Here is a 25341-nt window from a genome sequence, read left to right on the forward strand (position 1 = left end):
TCTCCGGGGTGGTGGACGGCGGCTGACCGGTCCACCTTCCGACCTCAAGCGTCCTTGAGGTCAAGTGCTGCCGGGGTTTCCTGTGCCGGCTTTCCGAGGAGTTCCAGGGCCCGTACCGCCGCTGCGATGCCGCTGTTGAACGCGACTTCGCTGAGGAGTCCGGGGGCCGCGACCTGGTCGCCCGCGAGGAGGATCCCGTTGCCGCGGTCGACGGCGGGGCGGTCGCGCCAGGTGGTGCCGGGTCGGTCGACGGCGCCGGTCCGGCCGGCCGCGAGGGCCTCGCGCCGCCAGGTGGTGCGGTCGCGCCAGCCGGGGAAGCCGAGGTCGAGGAGTTCTTCGGCGCGGTCGACGGCGTCGGCGCGCGGGGCGCCGGGGGCGAGGGGGATCTGGCTCTGGATGAGCTGTTCGCCGGCGGGGGCGAGCGTGGGGTCCTGGGCGGTGAACCGTTCGATCCAGCCGGGGGCGTCGAGGTCGGAGATGATGAACGGGTCGCCGCGCCGGGTTCGCAGGGCCAGGTCGATCAGGGCGGTCCTGCCGCTGTCCCAGGCAAGGGTGGGGTCGTCGAGCAGGGTGCGGGCGGCGTCCAAATGGGTGGCGACGATCACCGGACCGCTGCGTGCGAGGCCGGCGAGGGCGCCGGAGTCGATGCGCTGGGCTGTTTCGATCCGTACGCCGAGGTCCCAGGCGCGTGAGGCCATCCGCTCGACGAGCTGCGCCCAGCCGCCGATGGGGTAGTGGGCCTCGGGCGGCAGGGCGGTGGCGCGCTTGAGCCGCTCCTGCACGAAGGCGGCCGAGAGCGATCCGGGGTCGTGGTGGAAGAGCGCCACGCCCATGTAGTGCGCGGCTGCGCGGGCGCCCTCCTCGCCTGCCTGCCGGGTGGCCCAGGTGAGGAAGTCGGCGTCGACGGGGGCGCTGCGGCGGGCGAGGCGGAGCAGGGCGAGGGGCGGGGTCCTGCGCAGGGCGCCGTTGCGGCGGAAGAGGAAGCGGGTGCCTTCGAGGGGCGGTACGGAGGCGAGCGGGCCGAGGAGCTTTCGCTCCTTGAGCCAGGTCCGGTGCGGTCCGCGGCGGTAGAGGGCGTGGGGGCCCTCGTTGGTGAGGTAGGGGCCTTCGGCGGTCCTGGCCCGTCCGCCGAGGGTGCGGTGGGCCTCGTGGAGGGTGACCGGGACGCGCGATTCGGCGGCGGTGATGGCCGCGGTGAGTCCTGCGAGGCCGCCGCCGACGATGTGGATGCGCTGCATGCTGGGTCTCCTTGCGGTGGGCGCTGCTGTGCAGGGGACGGTTCGGCGGGGTGGGTCTGTGACATCGGTCCGGGGCGATGTCAGTGGTGTGCGTCACGATGGGGTGCATGGCAGGCAGAGGCAACAGGAGCGGCAGGGGTGCGGGCGCGAAGGACACCGTGGTGGCAGCGCGGCGGCCGGAGGTCAGGCTGCCGCCGCTCGTGGCGTACGAGGGGGAGGGGCTGGAGCCGGACGGGGACTACGACGGCGTGCGGTTCGAGCGGTTGGACCTGACGGACGCCTCGGGTCCCGGTGCGCGCTTCATGGACTGTGAGCTGCAGGAATGCGCCCTGGACCGTACGGAGCTGGTCCGAGCCAGGTTCATCGACTCGGTGCTCACGGGCGTACGGGGTGTGGGCACCGATCTTGCGGGGGCGTCGCTGCGGGACGTCGAGATCGTGGACGCGCGGCTGGGTGGGGTGCAGCTGCACGGCGCGGTGCTGGAGCGGGTGCTGGTGCGCGGCGGGAAGATCGACTACCTGAATCTGCGCACGGCACGGCTGAAGGACGTGGTGTTCGAGGGCTGCGTGCTGTCGGAGCCGGACTTCGGGGAGGCACAGCTGGTGCGGGTGGAGTTCCGGGACTGCGTGCTGAAGCGGGCCGACTTCAGCGCCGTGCGGATGGACTCGGTGGACCTGCGGACGGTTGCCGAGCTCGACATCGCACGGGGGGTGGAGCGGCTGGCGGGGGCGGTGATCAGCCCGTCCCAGCTGATGGAGCTCGCTCCGGCGTTCGCGGCGCAGATCGGGGTGCGGGTGGAGGCGTAGGGCCTCAGAGGCGGGGGAAGCGGGCCTGCAGGTCCCAGACGACGGGGTTGTCGGCGAGTCCTTCGTGCATGTCGGCCAGGTCGGCGATCAGGTCGTGCAGGAAGTCGCGGGCCTCGCGGCGCAGGAGGGAGTGGCTGAAGGTGAGCGGGGGCTCGTCTCCGGGCATCCAGTCGGCTTCGACGTCGACCCAGCCGAAGCGGCGCTCGAAGAGCATGCGGTCGGACGACTCGGTGAAGTCGAGCTCGGCGTACTGCTGGCGGTGGGAGCGGTTGCCGCGGGGGTCCCGGTCGATCTGTTCGACGATGTCGCAGAGGGCCCAGGCGAAGTCGAGTACGGGCACCCATCCCCAGGCTGTGGATACTTCGCGGTCCGCCTTGGTGTCCGCGAGGTAGACGTCGCCGGAGAAGAGGTCGTGCCGCAGGGCGCGGACGTCCGCACGCCGGTAGTCGGTCTGCGGGGGGTCCGGGAAGCGCCGGGAGAGGGAGTAGCCGATGTCGAGCACGGTTCGATGGTGTCATGCCCGGTGACGTGTCCGTTCCGGCCCGTCCGCGGGCTTGCGGGGGCCCTCGGGCGCGGCAGGATCCGGACGAAGGGCCCTACGGCAGGAGCCGCTGCTCCTTGGCGACGGAGACCGCGCCCGCCCGGGTGTCGACGCCGAGCTTGTCGTAGATCCGGCCCAGGTGGGTCTTGACGGTGGCCTCGCTGATGAACAGGGCACGTGCGATGTCCCGGTTGCCGAGGCCCTGGGAGAGCTGGCCCAGGATGTCGAGTTCGCGTTCGGTCAGGGTGGGGCGGGGTTTGCGCATGTGGGCCATCACACGGCTGGCGACGGGCGGGGACAGGGTGGTGCGGCCCTGTGCCGCGGAGCGGATCGCGGCGAACAGTTCCTCCGGGCGTTCGGCCTTGAGCAGATAGCCGGTGGCGCCCGCCTCGATGGCGCGGGTGATGTCGGCGTCCGTGTCGTACGTGGTGAGGACGAGGACGTGGGTGTCTGCCGTGCCGGCGATCCGGCGGGTGGCTTCGACGCCGTCGATGCCCGGGCCGAGCTGGAGGTCCATCAGGACGACGTCCGGGGTGAGCCGGGCTGCCAGGGCGACGGCTTCCTCGCCGCTGCCCGCCTCGCCGACGACCTCGATGTCCGGTTCGCTGCCGAGGAGGGCGAGCAGCCCGGCGCGTACGACGGCGTGGTCGTCGCAGAGGAGGATCCGTACGGCTCGGGTGTCGGGCGGCGTCATCGGGGGGCCTCCGGTGGGGGTGCGGTCGCGGTGGGCAGGGGGACGACGGCGGACAGGACCGTTCCCTCGCCCGGCGCCGATTCGATCGTGAGTGTGCCGCCGAGCTGCTGGACCCGGGCGCGCATGGCCGGCAGCCCATGGCCGCGGACGCCACCCGGTGGGCGGGGAGCCGGTTCGGCCGGGCCGAAGCCGCGGCCGTTGTCGGCGATGTCGAGGACGACACGGTCGTCCAGGTGGGTCAGGGTCAGCCCCGCGGCGGTCGCGCCGGCGTGTTCGGTCACGTTGGCCAGTGCCCCCTGTGCGATCCGCAGCAGCGCCGACTGCACCCGGTCGGGCAGCGGGGCGAGCGGGGTGCCCTCCACATGGCAGCGGACGGCGATCCGGCCGTGCGACTGTGCCGTCTCGCGTGCGGCGAGGGCGTGCAGTGCCGCTTCGAGGCCGCCGCCCTCCGCGAGATCGGCGGGGGCCAGGTCGTGCACGAAGCGGCGGGCCTCGGCCAGGTTGCGTTCCGCGATGCCGGTCGCCGTCCGGACATGGCGGCGGGCGGCCGTCGGATCGGTGTCCCAGGAGCGGTCCGCCGCCTGGAGCAGCATCTGCTGGCTCGACAGTCCCTGGGCGAGGGTGTCGTGGATCTCCATGGAGAGCCGCTGGCGTTCGGCGAGGGTTCCCTCGCGGCGCTCGGTGGCGGCCAGTTCGCGCCGTGTTCGCAGCAGGTCGTCGATCAGCTCGCGCTGGCGGGAGGCCAGTTCCTGCTGGAGTACGGTCTGGCGCTGCATATGGACGAAGACGGCGGTGGCGACGGCCGCGACGGCGGGCGGGGCCAGCACCAGATTCGGGTCGAAGCCGTCCGCCAGCCGCAGTTGGGCGCCGACGACGAACACGGTGAGCAGGGCGACCAGGGCCAGTGCGGCGCGGGGCGGCAGGATCCGCAGCCCGGTGTAGAAGAGCGGTACCGCGCACCACGCGAAGCTCGGCGCGAGAAGGACCAGCACCATCCAGACGACGACGAGGACGCCGAGCCGGATCCGGCTTCGGGACGTGGGCCGGGAGCCGAGCACCGGGCCCAGGAGGTAGAGCACGGCGAGGGTCACCGACAGCGCGATGATCCACGGGGTGCGGGTCTCGCCGGGGTGGCGCATCAGGAAGCGGGCGAGCGAGGCGCCGAGCAGCAGGAAGAAGGCGGCGTGCGTGAGGAGGGCCAACCATCGGGCATCGGGGTCGGCGGCCCGTTCGGCGGACCGTTCGGCGGCCCGGTCCGCGGCCGGATTCGCAGCCGGGTCCGCAGCCGGGTGGGGGCCCGGGGCGGTGTCAGGGCCGGTGCCTCGGCCGGGCCCGGGGGACCGGTCCGCGGCGGGTACCGGCTTGCTTCGGTCCTGCACCTCGTACCTCGCGCTCCCTACCGATGACGCGGACGACCGGTGCCCCGGACGACCGGCGATCATGACGACCTGCCGATGACTCCGGACGCCGGTGACCCGGACGACCTGCCGGTGACTCCGGACGCCGACCCGTTGCCGGCCCCGTCGACCCGCGACGGCCGACCCGCGACGACCGCCGTGCACCCGGCGCCGACCCGTGCCGGCCTGCGCGGATATCCCCATGGTGACCCCGGCGGGCCACACCCGCATCAACCGATCGGCTGATGGGGCCGTCGGCCGACCTGCGTGCGGCCTCGAGCCGGTACGCCGACCGTACGGGCCCGGATCCGGCCGGAGGATCGATACCGGAGCAGGCACAAGGCCGAGCCGAATCACCGAGGAGCCCACGATGAAGAAGATGTCTCTGCGTACCCGCGTCCTGACCGGTGCCGTTGCCGCAGCCGCCCTGAGCGCCGGAACCTTCGGCGCGATGTCCGCGAACGCGTCCGCCCCGGCCGCCGCGCCCGCCGCCGCCGTCAAGGCCGACACCGCCGACCGGAACCTCCAGCAGTCCACCCACCTGACCGTGGCCGCCGCGACGAAGGCCGCACAGGCCACCCTCGACGCGGCGAAGAAGGAGAACCAGCGTGTCTCGGTCGCCGTGGTCGACCGCAACGGCAACACCCTCGTGACGCTGCGCGGCGACGGCGCGGGCCCGCAGTCCCCCGAGTCCGCGGTGAAGAAGGCGTACACCGCCGTCTCCTGGAACGCCCCCACCTCCGAGCTGGTCGAGCGCCTGGAGCAGGCCCCGAACCTGAAGGACATCCCCGGCACACTGTTCCTGGCGGGCGGCGCACCCGTCCAGGTCAAGGGTGCCCCGGTGGCGGGCATCGGAGTGGCCGGGGCCCCGAGCGGCGACCTCGACGAGAAGTTCGCCGCGGCGGGCGTCGCGGCTCTGGCGAAGTAGTCGCCGCCGCCCTCGTTCCCGTACGTCGCAAGGAGAAGCAGATGAACGCCGTCGACCACCGGCTGCTCGACGCCGCCCGTACCGGCGACACCGCAGGGGTGCGGGCCGCGATCGAGGGCGGGGCCCGTGTCGAGGCCCGCGACGGGGAGTTGCGTACCCCGTTGCTCCTGGCGGCTCTCGGCGACCATGTCGAGGTGGCGCGGCTGCTGGTCGGTGCGGGCGCCTCTCCCGACGCACAGGACAGCCGCGAGGACAGCGCCTGGCTGGTCACCGGGGTCACCGGCAGCGTGGCGATGCTGCACGTCCTGCTGCCGGCGGGCCCCGACCTGACGCTCCGCAACCGGTTCGGCGGCATCTCGCTGATCCCGGCGAGCGAGCGCGGACACGTCGCCTACGTACGGGAGGTGCTGCGCGTCACCGACATCGACGTCGACCACGTCAACCGGCTGGGCTGGACGGCCCTGCTGGAGGCGGTGATCCTCGGCGACGGCGGACGGGCGCACCAGGCGATCGTCGAGGTGCTGCTGGAGGCGGGCGCGACGCGCGGGCTTCCGGACGGCGACGGGGTCACGGCGCTGCAGCACGCGGAGCGTCGCGGGTTCACGGAGATGGTGGCGCTGCTCCGGGACGCGCACGGCACCGGGGACTCCCGGTGAGCGTCCGCAGGGCGGTGCCTGTGCTGGCTGCCGCCCTGTTGCTCGCCGGCTGTGCGACGGGCACGCAGTCCGCCGCGGACGCGTCCCGGCCCGCCCCCGAAGCGGGTTCGGGTACGCCGCGGAGCGCCTCGCCCGGGGCGCAGGGGCGTACACCGCCCGGGACCCTCCTCGTCGCCGACTTCGGCGGTGACACCGTGACGTTCGTCGATCCGGGTCCGGGCCGGGACGCGGGCCCTCTCGGGTCGGTGGAGGCCGGCACCGCTCCGTACGGCCTGGCCGTCGGCGAGGACGGCCGGGCCTGGGTGGCGACCGCCGAGGGGGTCGCGGTCATCGACACGGAGACGCGGACCCGTCTCGACGTCATCCCGTACGCAACGGAATCGGGCCCGGTCACGACAGGTGAGTACCGGGGCGGCGGCATGGGCATCGTCCTCGCGCCCGACGGCGCGCACGTCTACGTCGGCGTCAACGTCCCGGGCGGGAACGGGGTGCTGGAGGTCATCGACACGGCGACCCGCGAGGTCACCGCCACCGTCCCGGTCGGCCGCCGGCCCTTCGACGTGGACGTCTCCGCCGACGGCGGCGAGGTGTACGCCACCGGTCACGACTCGTTCGACGTCACGGCCGTCGATACGCGCACCCTGGAGCCGCGGCGCATGGAGGTCGCCCCCTACGGCACCGAGGGCGGGCTCGGTTCGTGGCTGAAGCCGCACTACGCCGTGGTGCGCCCGTCGGACGGAAAGCTGCTGCTGCCGTTCGAGGGCGAGCGGCTCGCCGTTCTCGATCCGCGCACCGGCACGGTCCGGATCGAGCGGATGACCGCCGACACGCACCAGCACGGCGCGGCTCTCACCGCCGACGGAACCCTCCTCGTCGTCGGTACCGGCCCGATCGCCGCGGACGACGAGGAACCGTCCCTCACCGTCCGGGCCCCCGACGGCAGCGAACGCACCGTCGCCCTGGACGGTCCGCACGAGGACGTGGCCGTGTCGCGGGACGGCCGCACGGCGTACGTCACCGGCGGCTTCACCCGTGACGGCTACTGGAACGGCATCACGGTCGTCGACCTGGCCGGGGAACGGCCCGGGAAGCCGTTCAGGATCGGCGCGGGCGAACGCCCCCTGGGCATCGCCGTCCTCTGAGCCGCTCGCCGGGACGCTCTCCGTGCCGTCCTGCCCGCGCCCCCGCCGTTGCCTGAGATCAACCCGACATTCCACACATAGGATCACCGGTGTGGATCAGCGAACCCCCGTACGGAGAGCGGCGCCCGCCACCCTGCTGCTCGCCCTCCTGACCCTCGCCACCGCCTGCACGCCGGACACCGGCGGGGTGCGGGGCACACCGGGCGCGGCCGGGCTGCGCGATCCGTACTTCCCCAGGCTCGGCAACGGCGGCTACGACGTCACGCACTACGACCTGGCCCTGGCGGTCGACGCGGGTTCCGGCCGGCTGCGCGGTACGGCGGAGATCACCGCCCGTGCGACCCAGGACCTCAGCGCGTTCAACCTGGACCTGGCGGGTCTCGACGTCGGGTCGGTGACCGTCGAGGGCAGGCCCGCGGCCGTGAACCGGGCGGGCAGCGAACTGACGCTGCGTCCGGACGACGACGTCGAGGACCGGCTGCGCAGGGGCAGGACGTTCCGTACGGTCGTCCGCTACTCCGGCGCCCCGCGGACGTTCACCGACTCCGACGGGTCGGAGGAGGGCTGGGTGCGGACCGGGCGCGGGTCGGTGGCGCTCGGTGAGCCGACCGGTTCCATGGCCTGGTTCCCCGGGAACCACCACCCGAGCGACAAGGCCTCGTACGACATCAGGGTCACCGTGCCCGAGGGGCGGAGCGCTGTCTCCAACGGTGAACTGGTGTCCCGGCGCACTGTAGGAGGGCGTACCACGTTCCACTGGCGTACCCGTGAACCCATGGCGAGCTATCTCGCGACCGTCGCGGTCGGCCGCTACACGGTCGAGGAGTCGGCCACCGGGGACGGTATGCCGGTGGTCACCGCCGTCGATCCGGCGGCGGCCGGTGCGAGCGCCACCGTGCTCGCCCGGATCCCGGAGGTCCTCCGGTGGGCGGAGCGGACGTTCGGCCCGTATCCGTTCGCCTCGGCCGGGGCCATCGTCGGGCTGAGCAGGGACTCCGACTATGCGCTGGAGACCCAGAACCGGCCGTTCTTTCCCGGCCCGCCCGACATCGGGCTGCTCGTCCACGAGCTGGCCCACCAGTGGTTCGGCAACTCCGTCACTCCGGAGAGCTGGCAGGACATGTGGCTCAACGAGGGCTTCGCGACGTATGCGGAGTGGCTCTGGTACGAGGAGCACGAGGGCGTTCCCGTCCGGGACAGCTTCGACGCGGCGTACGAGGACGACGCGAACTGGGCCTTCCCGCCGGGCGATCCGCCGTCGGCCGCGGATCTGTCGGGGCCTCCGGTGTACGGGCGCGGCGCGATGGTCGTCCACCGGATCCGGCAGCGGATGGGCGACGACGAAGCCTTCTTCGCCCTCGTCAGGAGCTGGTTGAAGACCCATCGGCACGGGAACGCGTCGACGGAGGACTTCACCGCGTACGTGGAGGAAGAGTCCGGCATGGATCTGACGGGCTTGTGGGACACCTGGCTCAACGGCAGGAGCCGGCCCGCCCGAGGCTGACCGGCTCCCGTGTCGTCGGGCCGGGCTACTTCACGTTGACTCCGGTCCAGGCGGCGTCGACGGCCGCGAGTTCGGTGCTGCCCGCCCCGAACAGGTCGGTCGCGGCCTTCTGTGTGGCGACGCGGGCGCCCGCGTAGTCGGTGGTCGAGGTCATGTAGACGGAGAGGGCCTTGTACCAGATCTGGTAGGCCTTCTGGCGGCCGATGCCGGTGACCGTGGAGCCGTCGGAGGTCGGCGAGTCGTAGTCGACGCCGTTGATGGTCTTCGCGCCGCTGCCCTCGGCCAGCAGGTAGAAGAAGTGGTTGGCGACGCCGGAGGAGTAGTGGACGTCCAGGTCGCCCACGCCGGAGTCCCAGGAGTCGGCCGAGCCGCCGTCCTTGCTGGGCTTGTCCATGTAGCGCAGGGGGGTGCCGTCGCCGTTGATGTCGATCTTCTCGCCGATGAGGTAGTCCCCGGCGTCGGTGCTGTTGTCCGCGAAGAACTCGACGGAGGTGCCGAGGATGTCGCTGGTCGCCTCGTTGAGTCCGCCGGACTCGCCGGAGTAGTCGAGGTTGGCGGTGGCGGCGGTGAGTCCGTGGCTCATCTCGTGGCCGGCGACGTCGATCGCGGTGAGGGCGCTCTTGTTGTCGGCCCCGTCGCCGTACGTCATGCAGAAGCAGCTGTCGTCCCAGAACGCGTTGACGTACGCGTTGCCGTAGTGGACCTGGGAGTACGCGGCCTTGCCGTCGCCGGCTATGCCGGAGCGGCCCAGCTCGGACTTGTAGAAGTCCCAGGTCGCCGCGGCGCCGTAGTGGGCGTCGACCGCTGCGGTCTGCCGGTCGTTGCCGGTGCCGTCGCCCCAGGTGTCGTCCGCGTCGGTGACGAGGTCTCCGGTGCCGCTGCTGCCCTGGTTGAGGTCGTACGTCTTGTGGCCGCCGCGGTCGCCGTCGGTGAGTTCGAAGCCCGAGCCGCCCGGTGTGGTCGTCAGGGTGACCTGGCCGCTGTACTGGCTGTTGCCGGTGCCGGTCTCGACGCCCTCGTAGCTGTGCAGCTTCTTGCCGGTGGCGGCGTCCGTGATGGTGTGGACCTTGCTGGGTGTGCCGTCCTTCTGCACACCGGACCTGACCGTCTCGAAGGCGAGCACGGGCTTGCCGCTGCCCGCCCAGACGACCTTGCGCGCGCTTGCCGCCGACTTCACCTTCGGTGTCGTCGACGGCACGGCTATGCGGGCCTCGGTGGCCTTGTCGACGCCCTTGGGGCTGCCGTCGGACGCGGTGTGCGTGACGAGGTCGCCGCCGAGGACCGGGAGTCCGGCGTAGGTGCGCTCGTAGCGGGTGTGCACGGTGCCGTGGGCGTCCTTGATCACGTCACGGACTATCAGCTTCTCCTGGCTGCCGAGGCCGAGGGACTCGGCGGCCGCGGTGGCTCCGGTCTGTGCGGCGCGGATGGCCGAGCCGCGCTGCGAGGCGGTGTTCACGCCGAGGGCCGCGGCGGGAGCCGTGCGGGTGGAAGAGACGGTGTCGTCGGGGGTGTTGGGGCCGGCCGTGGCCGAACCGGTCTGCACTCCGACGACGACCATCGCAGCAACTGCGGTCAGGGCAGCGGCGCGACGGGTGTTCATGTGGGGGGTCATGCCTTCTCCGTTGCTCGTTCCTGTGGGGGTTACGAGCGGAGAGCGTGCCATCGAATGGACGGCTTTGACCGTGTGCCGACAATTGCCTCACAAGTTTTTGACCAGTTCTTGTCCGACTGGAGCGGGCTTGTGTCCGCTATGCGGCGGGTGGTGGAGACTCATGACGTCATGACGCACGGGAGCCCCCGGCCGACAGATGCGGCCGGGGGCTCCCGGTGGACGGGCGTGTGACGTCAGAGGTTGACGCCGAAGTCCTGGGCGATGCCGCGCAGGCCCGATGCGTAGCCCTGGCCCACCGCGCGGAACTTCCACTCCGCGCCGTTGCGGTAGAGCTCGCCGAAGACCATGGCGGTCTCGGTGGCGGCGTCCTCGCTCAGGTCGTAGCGGGCGAGCTCGGTGCCGCCGGCCTGGTTGATGATGCGGATGAAGGCGTTCCGCACCTGGCCGAAGTTCTGGTTGCGGGTCTCGGCGTCGTAGATGGAGACCGGGAAGACGATCTTGTCGATGTCCGCCGGGAGGCCGGCCAGGTTGACGTTGATCTGCTCGTCGTCACCCTCGCCCTGGCCCGTGACGTTGTCACCGGTGTGGACGATGGTCTGGTCCGGCGTCGCCTTGTTGTTGAAGAAGACGAAGTGGCCGTCGGAGAAGACCTTGCCGGCGGTGTTGACCGCGATCGCCGAGGCGTCGAGGTCGAAGTCGGTGCCGGTGGTGGTGCGGACGTCCCAGCCGAGGCCGACCGTGACGGCGGTCAGGCCCGGTGCCTCCTTGGTGAGGGAGACGTTGCCGCCCTTGGACAGGCTTACTGCCATGGGAAGTCCCTTTCCTTCGTCGTGTGCGGGCTTCGTGCCATCACGAAAGCTACCCGTCACATGTCATAACGCAGGCGATAGACCACGAGGTTCCTGCTCGCTTTACTTTCTTTGCCGAACTTCTGGCCGAACGCCCGCAAAAGAAGGTGACGAACAGGCTGTGGGCCAGGGAACATGGGTGTCATGTCCGGGCCCTATGTCATCCGCGGTGCGGTCTCCCTGCCGGAGGCCGAGCTCATGTGGCGTTTCTCGCGGTCCTCGGGGCCCGGCGGGCAGCACGTCAACACCAGCGACACGCAGGTGGAGCTCCGCTTCGACCTCGCGGCGACCGAGGCGCTTCCCGAGGTGTGGAAGGCGCGGGCGCTGGAACGGCTGGCCGACAAGCTGGTGGGCGGGGTCGTCGCGGTACGCGCCTCCGAGCACCGTTCCCAGTGGCGCAACCGCGAGACGGCGGCCGTGCGGCTCGCCGCGCTCCTGGCGGAGGCCACGGCGCCGCCGCCGAGGCCGCGCCTCAAGAAGAAGATCCCGCGGGGCATCAACGAGCGCCGGCTGCGCGAGAAGAAGCAGCGGGGCGACACGAAACGGGGCCGCTCCGGCCGCGACTGGTGACGGCCGCGGGTCCGTTGCGCGGTCTGCGGCGGGCATCCGCTACCCGGGCAGAGCCTCGGGCATGAGAGCGGTGTGAGGACGGCGCATCCGCGGCGAGGCGAACGCCGCGTCCCTCCGCGCCGGTCATCCGCGGCGAGGCGAACGCCGCGTCCCTCCACGCCGGTCAGCCCAGTCGGCGGTAGCGGCCCTTGAAGTACGCGAGCGGTTCACCGTCCGTGTTCGGCAGTCCGGCCGTCAGTACCCGGCCGATCACGAGCGTGTGGTCGCCTGCCGGAACCCGCTGTTCGGTACGGCACTCCAGCGTCGCGAGCGCTCCTTCGACCAGCGGCGCACCCGTCACCTCTCCCCGTACGGACGGGATGTCCGCGAACAGCAGCCGGTCGCTGATACGGCCCTTCATGGCGAACCGCCCGGCGATCTGGCGCTGGCTCTCCGCGAGCACCGACACCGCCCACAGCGGCTGCTCGGCCAACAGGTCGTCCATCCGCGAGTCGTTGCGCAGGCTCACCATCACCAGCGGCGGATCCAGCGAGACCGAGACGAAGGCGGTCGCCGTCATCCCTACGTCCTCGCCGCGGCCGTGTTCGTCGAGCGGCGGTTCCTGGGCGGTGATCAGCACCACACCGGCGGCCAGTCGGGCCAGGGCGGCGCGGAATTCGTCGTTGCTCACCCCCTCAGGATGGGGGACGGCTTCGGAGCGCGGGGCGGGGGGAGTCTTCTGCAGCACATCCGGCACGCTAGTGCCGTACGGTGCGCGGTCGCATCGGTCCAGGGGACCAGCCGGGTCCTAGGACTCCTGGACCACCGGTCCGGTCCGGGCCTGCGCGCCGCCGGTGACGCGGCGGATTTGCGTTCAGGAAGGGACAGGAGCCCTCCGGGAGTAGGATCGTGGTTCTTTTATCATCCTGTTGTGACTTGAGTCACAGAGAGCAATATTTGTTGACCCTGTGTACCGGGGGCACAGCTCACTGTGATTCAGTGGCCGTGACACTGCAACAAGTGCGTCGATATGAAACCTGGAGTTGCTGTCGAGGTCTCGGGGAGTGCGAGCAATGGAGGCCGAGTCGGAGCCGTACGTCCGCCTTGCGACCATGCGGCAGCTGCACCAGGCCGTCGCTGATCTCAATACGGCGCGGAGTCTGGCGGACACGCTTCAGACCGTGGCCGACGGCATCGTCGCCGGCCTCGGCTACGAACTGGGCTGTGTGAACCTCGTCCGGCCCGACGGTGATCTCGTCGTGGCCGCCTTCGCCGGCAATTCCGCCGCGGAAGCCCTGATCACCGGCCGTGTCGGCTCCCGGGATTCCTGGGAGCGCAGGCTGTCCATGGGTGAGGCCTGGGACGGGCTCCGGTTCATACCGCACACCGAGGGCTGGGTCCTCCTCGACGACGACGTACCGCAGTGGCACACCGAGGGCCCCGAGCCCCGCTTCGAGGACGAGTGGCATCCCCTGGACCGCCTCTACGCCCCCATGTACGCCTCCGGCGGTGGACTGGACCTCCTGGGCGTCATCTCCGTCGACCGGCCCCGCAACGGCCGCCGGCCCGGAGCCTGGGGCCGTGAGGCCCTCCAGATGTACGCGTCCCAGGCCGCCATTGCGATCAGCAACGCCCGGCTGCGAGCAAACATGCAGCGTGCCCTGGTGAGGCTCGAACGGGAACAGCAGGCGCTGCGGGCCAGCGAGGAATCCTTCCGCCAGGCGTTCGAGTACGCTCCGAGCGGCATGGCCATCGCCGAGATGGGCGGTGACCAGCACGGCAGGCTGCTGCGCACCAACGACGCGCTCTGCCGTCTCCTGGGCCGCCCCGCCTCCGTACTGCGCCGCTACTCCTTCGCCGACCTCGTCCACCCCGAGGACATCGGCACCCTGCTGCGCACCTCCGCCGAGGGCGGGCGCGCCGAGCTGCGGCTCAGCCGCAGGGACGGCACCTACCTCTGGGTCTCGCTGCGCAACTCGGTCGTCGCCGACACCGCCGACGGCCCGCGCTTCCTGCTCACGCACGTCGAGGACATCGAGGAGCGCAAGCGCAACGAGCTGAATCTCGCGCACCGCGCCTCGCACGACGCCCTCACCGGCCTGCCCAACAGCGCCGAGCTGCGCTCCCGGCTGAGTGCCCGGCTCTGTGAGAGGCCGTACTCGGTCGCGTCGACCGCGATCGAGGCACTGGACGCGGCGTACGGGGATGTCGAGGCCTCCCGTACGCACGGCTACCGATCCGACGGCTACGAGCGTGACGGGGCGGTCGGCGGCGGCCCGTACGACCACCACGTGCACACGGTGGCGCCCGACATGGAGCGCGACGACGGGGCGAAGGGCCTCGCGGTGCTCTTCTGCGACCTCGACGGCTTCAAGTCGATCAACGACCGTTTCGGACATCACACGGGTGACGCGGTTCTCATCGAGGTGGCACGGCGGCTCACCACCTGCGTACGGGACGGTGACACGGTCGCCCGGCTCGGGGGTGACGAATTCGTCGTCCTCGCAGACGGCCTGGGGGCCGCAGATGCCGCAGATCTGGCCGTACGCTTGCGTAACGCCATCATTCCGCCCATCCGGGTGGACGGCCGGGCAGTCAGGGTCGGGGCGAGTTTCGGTATCGGCTGGGCGGAGTGCGGCATGACCGTGGAAGAGGTCCTGCGCTCCGCCGACCAGCGGATGTATGTGGAAAAGCGGTCCCGATCGAAGGTTCACCGCCGAGCCGGCTGACGTTCACGCCCCGGCAGTCCCCTTACCCCGCCCCGGTTTCCCGGTCGGTCGAGGGCAATTCGGCGCGTGCTCCGTTCGGGGTAGGCTCGGCCGGTCGGCGACGGCTGGCGACATGGTGAGGAGTGACCCAGGGATGACGGCCGGGAACAACGGCGCGAGCAAGCCCGAGGACGACGATCCGTTCGGCTATCTGTACGAGGACGGACGAGCGGCAGGAGCCCAGCCGCCCGGACAGGGTGGTCAGGGTGGTTACGGCTACCCCGGACCGGCCGCACAGCCCGGCGTGCCCAGAACCTCGTACAACCAGGTGCGGACCGTCGGCGAGCGCCAGTACGGGCAGGTTCCGCCGCAGCAGGCGTACGGCCAGCAGGCCCCGCCGCAGTACGGGCAGCCGAACGCGCAGTATGCGGCCCCCGAGACGTATCCGGGGGGTGCGGGCTCCTCGCAGGTCCCGCCGCACGGCGGTGGCCGCGGTGCGGGTCCGGGCCGTGGCGGCCCCAACACCAAGGCGCTGCTGATCGCGGCGGTCGCCGTGGTCGCCGTGGTTCTCATCGGCATCGGCGCCGCCCTGATGACGGGCGACGACGACAAGAAGGACGAGGCCGGCACGTCGGCGGGTCCGGCCGGTGAGGTCAAGGAGTCCCCGAAGACCGAGGACTCGGCGAAGCCCTCGAAGGAGCCCGTCGAGCTGCCCAAGCAGGACGCGGCGACGCTGTCCCTCGGCGGCGCAGCTGGTCTGGACAACTCGGTCAAGGGCTCCAAAGGAGCGAATGGCATGTATGTCACCGGGTTCAACCAGGTCGGTTCGTCGGTGACATGGCAGGCAGATATTAAGAATGCGGGCTCTTACCGTTTGGAAGTTCGTTACGCGATTCCTGCAAAGGATGCGAACGCCACTTTGACGGTCAACGGCGAGAAAAACGGGCAGCCCATCGGGCTTAAGAACTTCATTAAATCTTCGGATGCAGATTTGGCGAAGAACTGGCAAACCACCTGGGCTCCAGTTGACCTGAGAAAGGGTTCGAACGAAATCAGGCTCTCATGTGAGGTCGGCAATCAGTGCGATGTCATCCTTGATTGGGTCGAGGTGACGTCGGCCTCCGGATCTTGAGGGACCGAAAGGCGCCCCTTGATCCGGAGTATGGTCCGGATCAAGGGGCGTCTCTGCATTATTCAAACGGGATGGGGGTAGGTTACGCGCCAAACTTGGTGCAGGCGTTCAGCAATGTGTCACCCTCGAATCGGGCGGCGTCGATTCCCACGGAGAATATCCCGGAGCTGTTGATGGCATACGAGGCGTAGCGTACGTTTCCGTTGTTCGACCCGTCTGTGTCCTTGTGCCATTGCCACCTTTTGATTATCCCGTTGACGTCCTTCGTGACGAGACGTGCCCTGGCATGGTGGCCATCTGCGAGAGTGTCGCTGAAGTTTATGACAAAGTCGACTCTGTCGTCGGCGCCGTCTCGATCGGTGCTGACCTTGGCCCAGGCGCCCGTGGTGCTGCATTCGGCCGAATAGGGGATGGCCTGTGCCGAATTTGACATAGTCAGTGTCAGGGCGACTGTTGTTGTGGCAATTCCGATTGCTCGAATGACGTGCTTCTTTGTGGTCACGAATTGGATATTACCACGCGGTTGGTTCGGATGAGGGATTTAGTCGAGTTTCATTTATCGGATAAAGACATATTGTCCAGATTCGAGCTTACCGTTCTTGATGCGCTTCTTGGTGCATATCAACCTGATTCTGCTCAAGTGCCGGGAGAGGTTTTACTGGCCAGATGCGCCCCGTATCCGCTGATGGTAGAGGGGTAAGCACTGGGTGCTACCAGTCGGTCTGGCGGACTATTGCACTCGTTGATCCACGGGTGGCGGCGTCAGTGAGCCACCCTGGGTGTGCGGTCCGGTTCGAAAGCGGCTACGAGAATTGCCCGACAGCGCGGGACGGCCGCTTCGATGTGCGGACGTTCAGGACCGTCTTCGGTGGCCAAGGTGGGTGCCTTTATCACCGCCCGGCGTCATTGGATGAGTGTGAGGCGGAGCCGTACATTTACAGTCCTGTGCCCGTGCCCTGCTGTTCGACGACCGTGACGCGGGGCAGCAGATCCTCGTACGTCGCGCGGTCGAACTCGCCGGCCGCCGGGGCCAGTACGGTCGCCGTCGACAGGGCGACCGCCCGTGCCAGCCGGTCCGGCCAGCTCAGGCCCTCCGCGAGGCCGGACAGCAGTCCGGCCACGGCGGAGTCGCCGGCGCCCGTCGGATTGCCGCGGACGGCGGACGGCGGTGCGGCCTGCCAGATGCCCTCGGGGGTGACGGCGAGCAGGCCGTCCGCCCCCAGTGAAGCGACGACGCCGGCCGCGCCGCGGCGGCGGGCGTCACGTGTCGCGCGCAGAGGTTCGCGTGCGCCGGTGAGCTGGGCGAGCTCGTCGGCGTTCGGCTTGATGAGGTCGGGCCGGGCCGCGATGCCACGGCGCAGGGGTTCACCGCCGGTGTCCAGGAGGACGGGAACGCCGGCGCCGCGGGCGAGGCGGACCAGTTCGGCGTACGCCCCGACGTGTATGCCGGGCGGCAGGCTGCCGCAGAGGGCGACCGCCTCGGCTCCGGGCAGCAGTTCCCCGTACGTGCGCAGGAAGGCGGCCCACTCGTGGGCGCCTATCTGCGGTCCGGGTTCGTTGAGCTGGGTGGTGTCTCCGGTGGAGAGGTCGACCAGGGCGAGGGTGCGGCGGGTGTTCCCGGAGATGGTGACGAGCGCATCCGTGGGGCGGTGGGGGAGCGTCGCGAGCAGGTCGCGCAGGACGGCGCCGGTGGCGCCTCCGGCGAAGCCCGTGACCACCGTGTCGTGCCCCAGCGCGGAGAGCACCCGGGCCACGTTCAGGCCCTTGCCGCCCGGGCGTTCGGTCATCTCGCCGATGCGGTGGCTGGTGTGCGGGACGAGGGCGGGGACGGTGGACGTGAGGTCGAGTGCCGTGTTCAGCGTGACGGTCAGTATCACCTGTACCGGCCCCCGGTTCCTTGGTCGTTCGTCCCTGCGCGCCGTCTCCTCCGCGGCGCCGTCCCGGTGATCATGTCAAAGAGACGGCGGCCGTCCCAGACCTCCGGGCCAACCGCCGTCTCTTCGTTACGTGTTCAACAGGGCGTCAACTGGGCGTCAACAGGGCGTCAACAGAGGGGCGTCCTCGCGGACATCCTTGTGGGCGCCTTCCCGGCCGCCGTCATCCGAGTGGGGGTTCGACGATCCACTCGCCCCGGCGCATGACGCCCTTGAGCACGAAGTCCGCGTCCAGGACCACGAGGTCGGCGTCCTTGCCCGGGTCGAGCGAGCCGACCCTGTCGTACAGGCCGAGCAGCCGTGCCGGGTTGGCGGAGATGGACCGTACGACGTCCTCCACGGGGATCCTGTCGATGGTGACGGCCCTGCGGAACGCCGTGTCCAGGGTCAGCGTGGAGCCCGCGATCGAGCCGCCCTCCACCAGGCGTGCCACGCCGTCCTTGACCTCGACGGCGAGCGGGCCGAGCACGTAGCGGCCGTCGCCGACCCCGGCCGCGTCCATGGCGTCCGTGATCAGGGCGACCCGGTCGGAGCCCGCGCGGTGGTAGGCGAGCTCCAGGGCGGCGGGGTGCAGGTGCGTACCGTCGTTGATCAGCTCGACGGTGATCCGCTCGTCCTCCAGGAGGGCGGCGATCGGACCCGGTGCGCGGTGGCCGAGTGCCGGCATCGCGTTGAAGAGGTGCGTGGCGACGGTGGCGCCCGCGTCGATCGCCTCGACGGTCTGCTCGTACGTCGCGTCCGTGTGCCCGATGGCGGCGATGACCCCGTGCTCGGCGAGCAGCCGTACGGATTCGATGCCGCCCGGCAGTTCGGTGGCGAGGGTGACCATCTTGGCCGTGCCGCGTGCCGCGTCGAGCAGCTTGCGGACCTCGGCCGGGTCGGGGTCGCGGAGCAGTTCCTCGCTGTGGGCACCCTTGCGGCAGGGCGCGATGAAGGGCCCCTCGAAGTGGATACCGGCGAGCTCGCCCTGCTCCACCAGCTCGGAGAGCATGCCGGCCTGCCGGGCCAGGAAGTCCATGTCGCCGGTGACCGTGGAGGCGACGACGGTCGTGGTGCCGTGTTCGCGGTGGGTGCGTGCTCCGGTCAGGGCGTCCTCGGCGGTGCCGGTGGCGAAGGACGCGCCACCGCCGCCGTGGTTGTGCATGTCCACGAAACCGGGGACCACCCAGTGGCCCGAAAGGTCGACGGTCCGGGCGCCCTCCGGCGTGCTGCCGGCGATCCGGGTGCCGTCGACGATCACCCGGCCGTCCTCGACCGTGCCGGTGGGAAGCACCACCCGGGCACCTGCGAGAACTGTGCTGTCTGCGCGTCCGGCCATCAGGCGGATACCTCCGTGGAGAGAAGATCCCAGGCGAGCAGCCCTGCGCCCAGGCATCCGGCGGTGTCCCCGAGGGCCGCCGGGACGATGTGAGGCAGCTTCTGGAACGTGACGCGTTCCTCGACAGCCGCACGCAGTGGTGTGAACAAGGTTTCCCCCGCCTCGGCCAGACCGCCACCGATGATGAGCGTGCGGGGGTCCAGCAGGGTCAGCGCGGTGACCAGTCCGGCGGCGAGTGCGTCGACGGCGTTCTGCCATACGCGCCGGGCTGCGGGGTCGCCCGACTCCACCGCCTTCGCACAGTCCGCGGCGTCGGCGTCCGGGTCCCCGGACGCGGCGGCCCAGGCCCGGGTCACCGCGGACGCGGAGGCCAGGGTCTCCAGGCAGCCGCGCTGGCCGCAGTTGCAGTCCGGGCCGTCCGGCCGGACCACGATGTGGCCGATCTCGCCCGCGTAACCATGGGCACCCGCCTCGATGGTGCCCGCGATGCCGATGGCCCCGGCGATGCCGGTGCCCAGCGGCACGAACAGGAAGCGGTCCGCGCCCCTGCCCGCGCCGATCCGGCCTTCGGCGAGGCCGCCGGCCCTGACGTCGTGACCGAGCGCGACGGGCAGGCCGCCGAGCCGTTCGCCGAGCAGTTTCCGCAGCGGCATGTCCCGCCAGCCCAGGTTGGCGGAGTAGACCGCGATCCCGCGCTCGGCGTCGACGATCCCGGGCACGGCGACCCCGACGGCGACGGCGGGCGTACCGAACCGCTCCTCGCCGTGCGCGCGCAGTTCCGCCGCGAACCCGAGAATGGTCTCGACCACTGCCTCGGTCCCGCGCTCGCGGCCGGTGGCCCGGCGCGCCTCGTGGAGCAGGGTGCCGTCGGCCCCGACCAGTGCGGCCTTCATTCCTGTGCCGCCCACATCGAGGGCGATGACGTGTCTCACGGAAGACAGTTTCGCCCGGCGACCCCTAAAAGGTCTAGTCCACTATCGCGGTTTGTTGACCATCCATACAAAATGACTCGTGTGTGCGCCCGCCCGTCCCCCCTCCGACCGGCCCCGAGGGGTCGGATAGATTGCCGAATCGATACTCCGGTGGTGTAGACCTCCGCAGTGGACGTGAGGCAGGATCGCGGCTCATCGCCGGATCGGTCATCGGTGCGAACCCAGAGGGATGGACAGGTCTGTGCAGCGGCGCTTGGTGGGTCTGACCGCGGCGGTGGCCGCACTCGGCATGACGGCAACGTTGTCCGGCTGTGGCACGGAGAGCGGTTCGGGGGAGGTCACCCTGAAGTTCGTCGCCGCCGACTACGGCACGGGCGCGGAGAACAGCTCCGAGAAGTACTGGGACGACGTCGCCCGGAAGTTCGAGAAGGCCACCCCCGGCATCAAGGTCGACGTCAACGTCCTGTCGTGGAAGGACGTCGACCGCGAGGTCGCCGCCATGGTGAAGGCCGGCGACGCCCCCGACATCGCGCAGATCGGCGCGTACGCCGACTACGCCAGTGCGGGCAAGCTGTACGACGCCGACGAGATGCTCGCCATCCGCACCTCGTCCAACTTCCTTCCCTCGCTCAGCGACGCGGGCAAGGTCGACGGGGAGCTGTACGGTCTGCCGTTCGTGGCCAGCACCCGGCTGCTCTTCTACAACAAGGGGCTGTTCGCGAAGGCGGGCATCGACGCCCCGCAGACCTGGGACGACATCCAGAGCGATGCCGCCGCACTCAAGCAGCGCGACGTCACCTACCCCTTCGCCCTGCCGCTCGGCCCCGAGGAGTCCCAGGCCGAGACCATGATGTGGATGCTCAGCGGCGGCGGCGGCTACACCGACGACGTCGGCTCGTACAGCATCGACTCCCCTCAGAACATCGCCACCTTCCAGTGGCTGAGGAACAACCTCGTCGGCAAGGGCCTCACCGGCCCCGTCGCCCCCGGCAAGCTCGACCGGGCGACGGCCTTCGACGCCTTCACCAAGGGCCAGGTCGGGATGCTCAACGGCCACCCGACGCTGATGCAGGAGGCCGAGAAGAAGGGCGTCGACGTCGGCATGGTCCCGCTGCCCGGCATCGACGGGCCCTCCAAGGGCTCCATGGGTGTCGCCGACTGGATGATGGGCTTCAAGGAGAACGGCCACCGCGAAGAGATAGGCAAGTTCCTCGACTTCGCGTACACGGACGACAACGTGCTGGCCTTCGCCGACCAGTACGACCTGCTGCCCGTGACCGGCAGCGCGTCCGAGGCGATGGAGGCGGACGCCAAGTACAAGGCGCTGTACGACTTCCTGGAGGCGCTGCCGAACTCCCAGCTGTACCCGTTCGGCAAGACGTCCTGGGCGACGGCCAGCGAGGCGATCAAGGAGAAGATCGGCTCGGCCGTGGAGCCGGACGGCAACCCGGAGGGCATCCTCGGGCAGATCTCGGAGGAGGCGCGTCGGGCGGAGGCCGCGGAGTAGGTTGGTTGATATGACCGCAGCCGACGACCCGCTCCCCGACCAGGGGCGTGCGGTGCTGGCCCTGGAGCGGCGCTCCTGGGCCGGACCCGGTGCGAAGGAACGGGCCATCCGGGAACAGCTCGGCATCTCGCCGGTCCGCTACTACCAGCTCCTCAACGCCTTGATCGACGACCGCCGGGCGCTCGAGGAGGATCCGGTGACGGTGAACCGGCTGCGGAGGGTCCGGGACGCGAGACGCGGACGGCGCTGAGCCCCGGGCCCCGCCGCACGGAGGTCCTCGCCGCCGGAGCGGGTTGATCGTGGCCCCACCACGAGCGCCCCGTCACCGATACGCTCGGAGCATGGGCAGCAATCCGGACCACCCCCTGCCGACCCCGTCCACCCAGGCCGGCCGCGAAGGCCTCGCCGCGCTCCTCGCGCGCCCCGGCCGCGCCGTGATCGCGCTCGATTTCGACGGCACCCTCGCCGACATCGTGCCCGACCCGGAGCAGTCGCGGGCCCATCCCGGTGCCGTACCCGCCCTCGCCGCGCTCGCGCCGCAGGTCGCCAGTGTCGCCGTGATCACCGGCCGCCCCGCGGGCGTCGCGGTCCGGTACGGCGGTTTCGCCGGGGTGCCCGGCCTCGATCACCTCGTCGTCCTCGGTCACTACGGCGCGGAACGCTGGGACGCCGTCACCGGCACCGTGCACGCGCCCGCCCCGCACCCCGGCGTCGCCGCCGTCCGCGCCGAACTCCCCGGCGTCCTGCACGAGGTCGGTGCCTGGCACGGCACCTGGATCGAGGAGAAGGGGCAGGCCGTCGCCGTGCACACGAGGCGGGCCGACGACCCGCAGGTGGCCTTCGAATCCCTGCGCGAACCCCTCGGGCACCTGGCCGCCCGGCACGGGCTGATCGTCGAACCCGGCCGCCTCGTCCTGGAGTTGCGCCCGCCGGGCATGGACAAGGGAGTGGCACTCGCGGAGTACGTACGTGAGGTCGGCGCCGGATCCGTCCTGTACGCCGGGGACGACCTGGGCGACCTCGCCGCGTACGCGGCCGTCGAGAAGCTCCGCGCCGAGGGCCCGGACGGCACCCCGGGCCTCCTGGTCTGCAGCGGCACCGAGGTTCCCGAACTCGCCGAGCGTGCCGACCTGCTGCTGCCGGGCCCGGCGGCCGTGGTGGGCCTGCTGGACGCCCTGGCAGGGCACCTGGGGAAGCCTCAGGCGCCCTGAGGGCCGCCCGCCCTCAGCCCCGCAGCGCGTCCAGCTGGTCCAGGAACCACTGCTGCGGCGGCAGGGCGGTCGCCACGGCGGCCAGCCGCTTCGTGCGCGCGCTCCGCTCGTCGTCCTCCATCGTCAGAGCCTCGTGCAGCGCCGCCGCCGTGGCCGACACGTCGTACGGGTTGACCACGACGGCGTCCTCGCCGAGCTCCTCGTACGCCCCCGCCTCCCGCGACAGCACCAGCGCGCAGCCGCTGTCGGAGACGACCGGGACCTCCTTCGCGACGAGGTTCATGCCGTCGCGGATCGGGTTCACCAGAGCCACGTCCGCCAGCCGGTACGCCGCGAGCGAGCGGGCGAAGTCGTCGTCGACGTGGAGGATGACAGGGGTCCAGCCCTCCGTGGCGTACTCCGCGTTGATCCCGTCGGCCACCCGCTGCACCTCGGCGGTGTAGTCGCGGTACACCGCGAGGTCCTGCCGGGAGGGGTAGGCGAACGCCACGTGCACCACCCGCTCACGCCATTCGGGGCGTTCCTCCAGCAGGGCGCGGTAGGCGTGCAGCCCGCGGACGATGTTCTTGGAGAGCTCGGTGCGGTCCACCCGCACGATCGTCCGCCTGCCGGGGCCGACCTGCTCCCGGAGCGTCTCCATCCGCTCGTCCACGTCCGCCTCGTGGGAGCGACGGCGCAGGAAGTCCGCGTCGGCGCCCAGCCCGTGCACCCCGATCCGGGTGCGGCCGGTGCCGCCCAGGATCTCCGTGCAGCAGCTGATGAACGCGTCCGCCCAGCGGCGGGTCAGGAACGCGGCCCGGTCGGCGCCCAGGATGCCGCGCAGCAGCTGCTCGCCGATGTCGTCGGGCAGCAGCCGGAAGTAGTCGACGGGGGCCCACGGGGTGTGCGAGAAGTGGCCGATCCGCAGGTCGGGGCGGAGCTCGCGGAGCATGCCGGGCACCAGCGACAGGTGGTAGTCCTGGACCAGGACCGCCGCCCCCACGCCCGCCTCCTCGGCGAGGGCTTCGGCGAAGGCGCGGTTGTACGCCTCGAAGGACGCCCACCGCCGCCGGAACTCGGCGTCGAACACCGGCTCCAGCGGTGTCTGGTAGATCATGTGGTGGACGAACCAGAGCACCGAGTTCGCGATGCCGTTGTAGGCGTCGTCGTGGACTCCGGCGTCGATGTCGAGCATGCGGACGCCGGGTTCCGACTGGCCCCGCCTGACCGCCTCGCGGTCGCCGTCGCCCAGAGCCGCGCACACCCACAGCTTGTCCTCGACGGCGCTCAGACCGGAGACGAGGCCGCCCCCGCCGCGCTTCGAGTCGAGCGTGCCGTCCTCGCGCAGCGCATAGGACACGGGGCCGCGGTTGGACGCGACGAGGACCTGGGCAGAGTGCTCGGAGACCATGTACCCGAACCTAGCCCGTTCGGGAAGCCGCCAAACGCGAAGCCCTCCGTGAAACGTCACGCCGCGTGGCGGGACGCGTACTCCGTGATCTCCCGCATCGGCGGCCGCTCCTCGGTGTCCACCGCATGGGTGCGCGGTACGAAGCCGCTCTCGCTCCGTTCGAACTGGGTGAGCACGGGCCGCACCAGATGCCCCCGGGAGAGCCGCAGCTGGGCGGTGCGGTAGATCGCCGCGGCCATGCGGCCGAGTGCCTGGCCGTCCTGGTGGCGGTGCTTGCGTACCCCGACGTCCACCTGCGCCAGCGCGTCCAGGCCCACCGTGTGCAGGGCGTCGACGAGAAGGCCCAGCTCCACCCCGTAACCGACGGGGAAGGGGAGCCGTTCGAGCAGGGAGCGGCGTACGGCGTACTCGCCGCCCAGCGGCTGGACGAAGCCGGCCAGCTGCGGCCAGTGCAGATTGAGCAGCGGGCGTGCCACCAGTTCGGTGACCCGGCCGCCCTGGCCTGCGGCTTCTCCCAGGGGTCGGTCGTACATGGCCTTGACGAACTGGACCTCGGGGTCGGTCAGCAGGGGGCCGACGATCCCGGAGACGAAGTCCGCGGAGAAGTCCTTGAGGTCGGCGTCGATGAAGCAGACGATCTCGCCGCTGGTCACCAGCAGTGACCGCCAGAGCACCTCGCCCTTGCCGGGTACGGCCGGTATCCGGGGGAGTATCGCGTCCCGGTGCACCACCCTGGCACCCGCCCTGCGGGCCACGTCGGCGGTGGCGTCGGTGGAACCGGAGTCGATCACCACCAGTTCGTCGACGAGCCGGACCTTCTCCATCAGCTCGCGCCGGATCTCCTCGACGATCGCTCCGACCGTCGCCTCCTCGTTCAGGGCGGGCAGGACGACGCTCACCCGGGCGCGGCGCGGATCCCTCGCGCGCGCGGCCGTGAGGCGGTCGAGCGGGCGGTCATCGGCCGACCAGGAACGCCTGGTCAGCCAGCGTTCCACCTCTTCCAGCACGGTCGATACTCCCTGTATGTGATCCATCTCGCGGTTCGGACGACTATCTCAATCGTCCAGGGCTTCGGTTACAGTCTTGAACAACGCGGATGGCCCTCGCATGTCGGGGTCGGTCCGCGAATAAATGCCCGGATCGATGGTCCGGTGCCATAGCGCTCATCCAGAGGGACTGAGGGAACGGCCCGTTGAAGTCCCGGCAACCCTCCTGCCGACCGCGAGGTCACGGTAGGGAAGGTGCCAATTCCGTCTTGTGGCGAAATACGCCGCGAGGAAGATGAGGAGAAAGG

24 protein-coding genes and 1 riboswitch are annotated in these 25341 nt (G+C 70.8%); of the genes, 11 read left to right on the plus strand and 13 right to left on the minus strand.

From position 1 onward, the window contains the following. Window positions 1-44: 44 nt before the first annotated feature. Window positions 45-1238 (minus strand): NAD(P)-binding protein, encoded by a 1194-nt coding sequence (locus tag ABZS61_RS26905; protein ID WP_356426424.1) that lies wholly within the window; start codon window positions 1236-1238, stop codon window positions 45-47. Window positions 1239-1336: 98 nt separating this feature from the next. On the opposite strand from ABZS61_RS26905, the gene ABZS61_RS26910 reads away from it, so the two are divergent. Next, window positions 1337-2044: a pentapeptide repeat-containing protein gene (locus ABZS61_RS26910; RefSeq protein WP_356426427.1), complete on the plus strand. Its 708-nt coding sequence runs from the start codon at window positions 1337-1339 to the stop codon at window positions 2042-2044. A gap of 4 nt (window positions 2045-2048) precedes the next feature. On the opposite strand, the gene ABZS61_RS26915 is transcribed toward ABZS61_RS26910, so the two are convergent. From ABZS61_RS26915 to ABZS61_RS26925, 3 genes are all read right to left on the minus strand, one after another. Further along, on the minus strand, window positions 2049-2546 hold the full coding sequence (locus ABZS61_RS26915; protein WP_031093423.1) for a hypothetical protein: 498 nt from the start codon (window positions 2544-2546) through the stop codon (window positions 2049-2051). Window positions 2547-2640: 94 nt separating this feature from the next. Continuing rightward, window positions 2641-3279, minus strand: a complete 639-nt coding sequence (locus tag ABZS61_RS26920; protein ID WP_356426431.1) for a response regulator transcription factor — start codon at window positions 3277-3279, stop codon at window positions 2641-2643. Continuing rightward, on the minus strand, window positions 3276-4658 hold the full coding sequence (locus ABZS61_RS26925) for a sensor histidine kinase (protein ID WP_356426434.1): 1383 nt from the start codon (window positions 4656-4658) through the stop codon (window positions 3276-3278). The genes ABZS61_RS26920 and ABZS61_RS26925 overlap by 4 nt, the downstream gene beginning before the upstream one ends. Window positions 4659-5046: 388 nt before the next feature. On the opposite strand from ABZS61_RS26925, the gene ABZS61_RS26930 reads away from it, so the two are divergent. From ABZS61_RS26930 to ABZS61_RS26945, 4 genes are all read left to right on the plus strand, one after another. Then, the gene (locus ABZS61_RS26930) at window positions 5047-5604 is read left to right on the plus strand and encodes a heme-binding protein (RefSeq protein ID WP_356426437.1); all 558 of its coding nucleotides are present in this window, start codon (window positions 5047-5049) and stop codon (window positions 5602-5604) included. 41 nt (window positions 5605-5645) lie between these two features. Next, complete coding sequence (locus tag ABZS61_RS26935; protein WP_356426440.1) at window positions 5646-6260, plus strand: ankyrin repeat domain-containing protein; 615 nt, start codon at window positions 5646-5648, stop codon at window positions 6258-6260. After that, window positions 6257-7402 (plus strand): YncE family protein, encoded by a 1146-nt coding sequence (locus ABZS61_RS26940; RefSeq protein WP_356426443.1) that lies wholly within the window; start codon window positions 6257-6259, stop codon window positions 7400-7402. Before ABZS61_RS26935 ends, ABZS61_RS26940 begins: the two co-directional genes overlap by 4 nt. Before the next feature lie 91 nt (window positions 7403-7493). Further along, on the plus strand, window positions 7494-8906 hold the full coding sequence (locus tag ABZS61_RS26945; protein ID WP_356426446.1) for a M1 family metallopeptidase: 1413 nt from the start codon (window positions 7494-7496) through the stop codon (window positions 8904-8906). A gap of 25 nt (window positions 8907-8931) precedes the next feature. Here ABZS61_RS26945 and ABZS61_RS26950 read toward each other — a convergent pair whose 3' ends face one another. Both ABZS61_RS26950 and ABZS61_RS26955 read right to left on the minus strand, forming a co-directional pair. Further along, window positions 8932-10518, minus strand: a complete 1587-nt coding sequence (locus ABZS61_RS26950; protein WP_356426449.1) for a M4 family metallopeptidase — start codon at window positions 10516-10518, stop codon at window positions 8932-8934. A 233-nt stretch (window positions 10519-10751) separates the two neighbouring features. Continuing rightward, window positions 10752-11327, minus strand: coding sequence for a TerD family protein (locus tag ABZS61_RS26955; RefSeq protein WP_356426452.1), 576 nt, complete (start codon window positions 11325-11327; stop codon window positions 10752-10754). Between the two features lie 174 nt (window positions 11328-11501). Here ABZS61_RS26955 and arfB point away from each other — a divergent pair, with 174 nt between their 5' ends. Beyond that, window positions 11502-11936 (plus strand): alternative ribosome rescue aminoacyl-tRNA hydrolase ArfB, encoded by a 435-nt coding sequence (gene arfB, locus ABZS61_RS26960; protein ID WP_356426455.1) that lies wholly within the window; start codon window positions 11502-11504, stop codon window positions 11934-11936. A 163-nt stretch (window positions 11937-12099) separates the two neighbouring features. On the opposite strand, the gene ABZS61_RS26965 is transcribed toward arfB, so the two are convergent. Beyond that, on the minus strand, window positions 12100-12606 hold the full coding sequence (locus ABZS61_RS26965) for a flavin reductase family protein (protein WP_356426458.1): 507 nt from the start codon (window positions 12604-12606) through the stop codon (window positions 12100-12102). Window positions 12607-12988: 382 nt separating this feature from the next. Here ABZS61_RS26965 and cdgB point away from each other — a divergent pair, with 382 nt between their 5' ends. Both cdgB and ABZS61_RS26975 read left to right on the plus strand, forming a co-directional pair. Next, on the plus strand, window positions 12989-14644 hold the full coding sequence (gene cdgB, locus ABZS61_RS26970; protein ID WP_356426461.1) for a diguanylate cyclase CdgB: 1656 nt from the start codon (window positions 12989-12991) through the stop codon (window positions 14642-14644). 133 nt (window positions 14645-14777) lie between these two features. Continuing rightward, window positions 14778-15755 carry a CBM35 domain-containing protein gene (locus ABZS61_RS26975; protein ID WP_356426464.1) on the plus strand — a complete coding sequence of 326 codons (978 nt, stop codon included), beginning with the start codon at window positions 14778-14780 and terminating at the stop codon, window positions 15753-15755. 82 nt (window positions 15756-15837) lie between these two features. Here the strand turns inward: ABZS61_RS26975 and ABZS61_RS26980 are convergent, their stop codons facing one another. From ABZS61_RS26980 to ABZS61_RS26995, 4 genes are all read right to left on the minus strand, one after another. Beyond that, window positions 15838-16257 (minus strand): hypothetical protein, encoded by a 420-nt coding sequence (locus ABZS61_RS26980; RefSeq protein ID WP_356426468.1) that lies wholly within the window; start codon window positions 16255-16257, stop codon window positions 15838-15840. Between the two features lie 433 nt (window positions 16258-16690). Further along, window positions 16691-17632: a 1-phosphofructokinase family hexose kinase gene (locus tag ABZS61_RS26985; RefSeq protein ID WP_356426471.1), complete on the minus strand. Its 942-nt coding sequence runs from the start codon at window positions 17630-17632 to the stop codon at window positions 16691-16693. A 220-nt stretch (window positions 17633-17852) separates the two neighbouring features. Further along, the gene (gene nagA, locus ABZS61_RS26990) at window positions 17853-19007 is read right to left on the minus strand and encodes an N-acetylglucosamine-6-phosphate deacetylase (protein WP_356426474.1); all 1155 of its coding nucleotides are present in this window, start codon (window positions 19005-19007) and stop codon (window positions 17853-17855) included. Beyond that, on the minus strand, window positions 19007-19939 hold the full coding sequence (locus ABZS61_RS26995) for an ROK family protein (protein ID WP_356426477.1): 933 nt from the start codon (window positions 19937-19939) through the stop codon (window positions 19007-19009). Before ABZS61_RS26995 ends, nagA begins: the two co-directional genes overlap by 1 nt. 229 nt (window positions 19940-20168) lie before the next feature. On the opposite strand from ABZS61_RS26995, the gene ABZS61_RS27000 reads away from it, so the two are divergent. From ABZS61_RS27000 to otsB, 3 genes are all read left to right on the plus strand, one after another. Continuing rightward, window positions 20169-21446, plus strand: a complete 1278-nt coding sequence (locus tag ABZS61_RS27000) for an extracellular solute-binding protein (RefSeq protein ID WP_356426480.1) — start codon at window positions 20169-20171, stop codon at window positions 21444-21446. A gap of 10 nt (window positions 21447-21456) precedes the next feature. Then, the gene (locus tag ABZS61_RS27005; protein WP_356426483.1) at window positions 21457-21696 is read left to right on the plus strand and encodes a DUF3263 domain-containing protein; all 240 of its coding nucleotides are present in this window, start codon (window positions 21457-21459) and stop codon (window positions 21694-21696) included. A 91-nt stretch (window positions 21697-21787) separates the two neighbouring features. Further along, on the plus strand, window positions 21788-22657 hold the full coding sequence (gene otsB / locus ABZS61_RS27010) for a trehalose-phosphatase (RefSeq protein WP_356426487.1): 870 nt from the start codon (window positions 21788-21790) through the stop codon (window positions 22655-22657). A gap of 13 nt (window positions 22658-22670) precedes the next feature. Here otsB and ABZS61_RS27015 read toward each other — a convergent pair whose 3' ends face one another. Then, window positions 22671-24047: a trehalose-6-phosphate synthase gene (locus ABZS61_RS27015; RefSeq protein ID WP_356426490.1), complete on the minus strand. Its 1377-nt coding sequence runs from the start codon at window positions 24045-24047 to the stop codon at window positions 22671-22673. A 56-nt stretch (window positions 24048-24103) separates the two neighbouring features. After that, window positions 24104-25054, minus strand: a complete 951-nt coding sequence (locus tag ABZS61_RS27020) for a glucosyl-3-phosphoglycerate synthase (RefSeq protein ID WP_356426572.1) — start codon at window positions 25052-25054, stop codon at window positions 24104-24106. A 153-nt stretch (window positions 25055-25207) separates the two neighbouring features. Continuing rightward, window positions 25208-25335, plus strand: a riboswitch (SAM riboswitch). Window positions 25336-25341: the final 6 nt, after the last annotated feature.

It is taken from the genome of Streptomyces sp. NPDC005566 (assembly GCF_040605575.1).
In the GTDB taxonomy this organism is placed as follows: Bacteria; Actinomycetota; Actinomycetes; order Streptomycetales; family Streptomycetaceae; genus Streptomyces.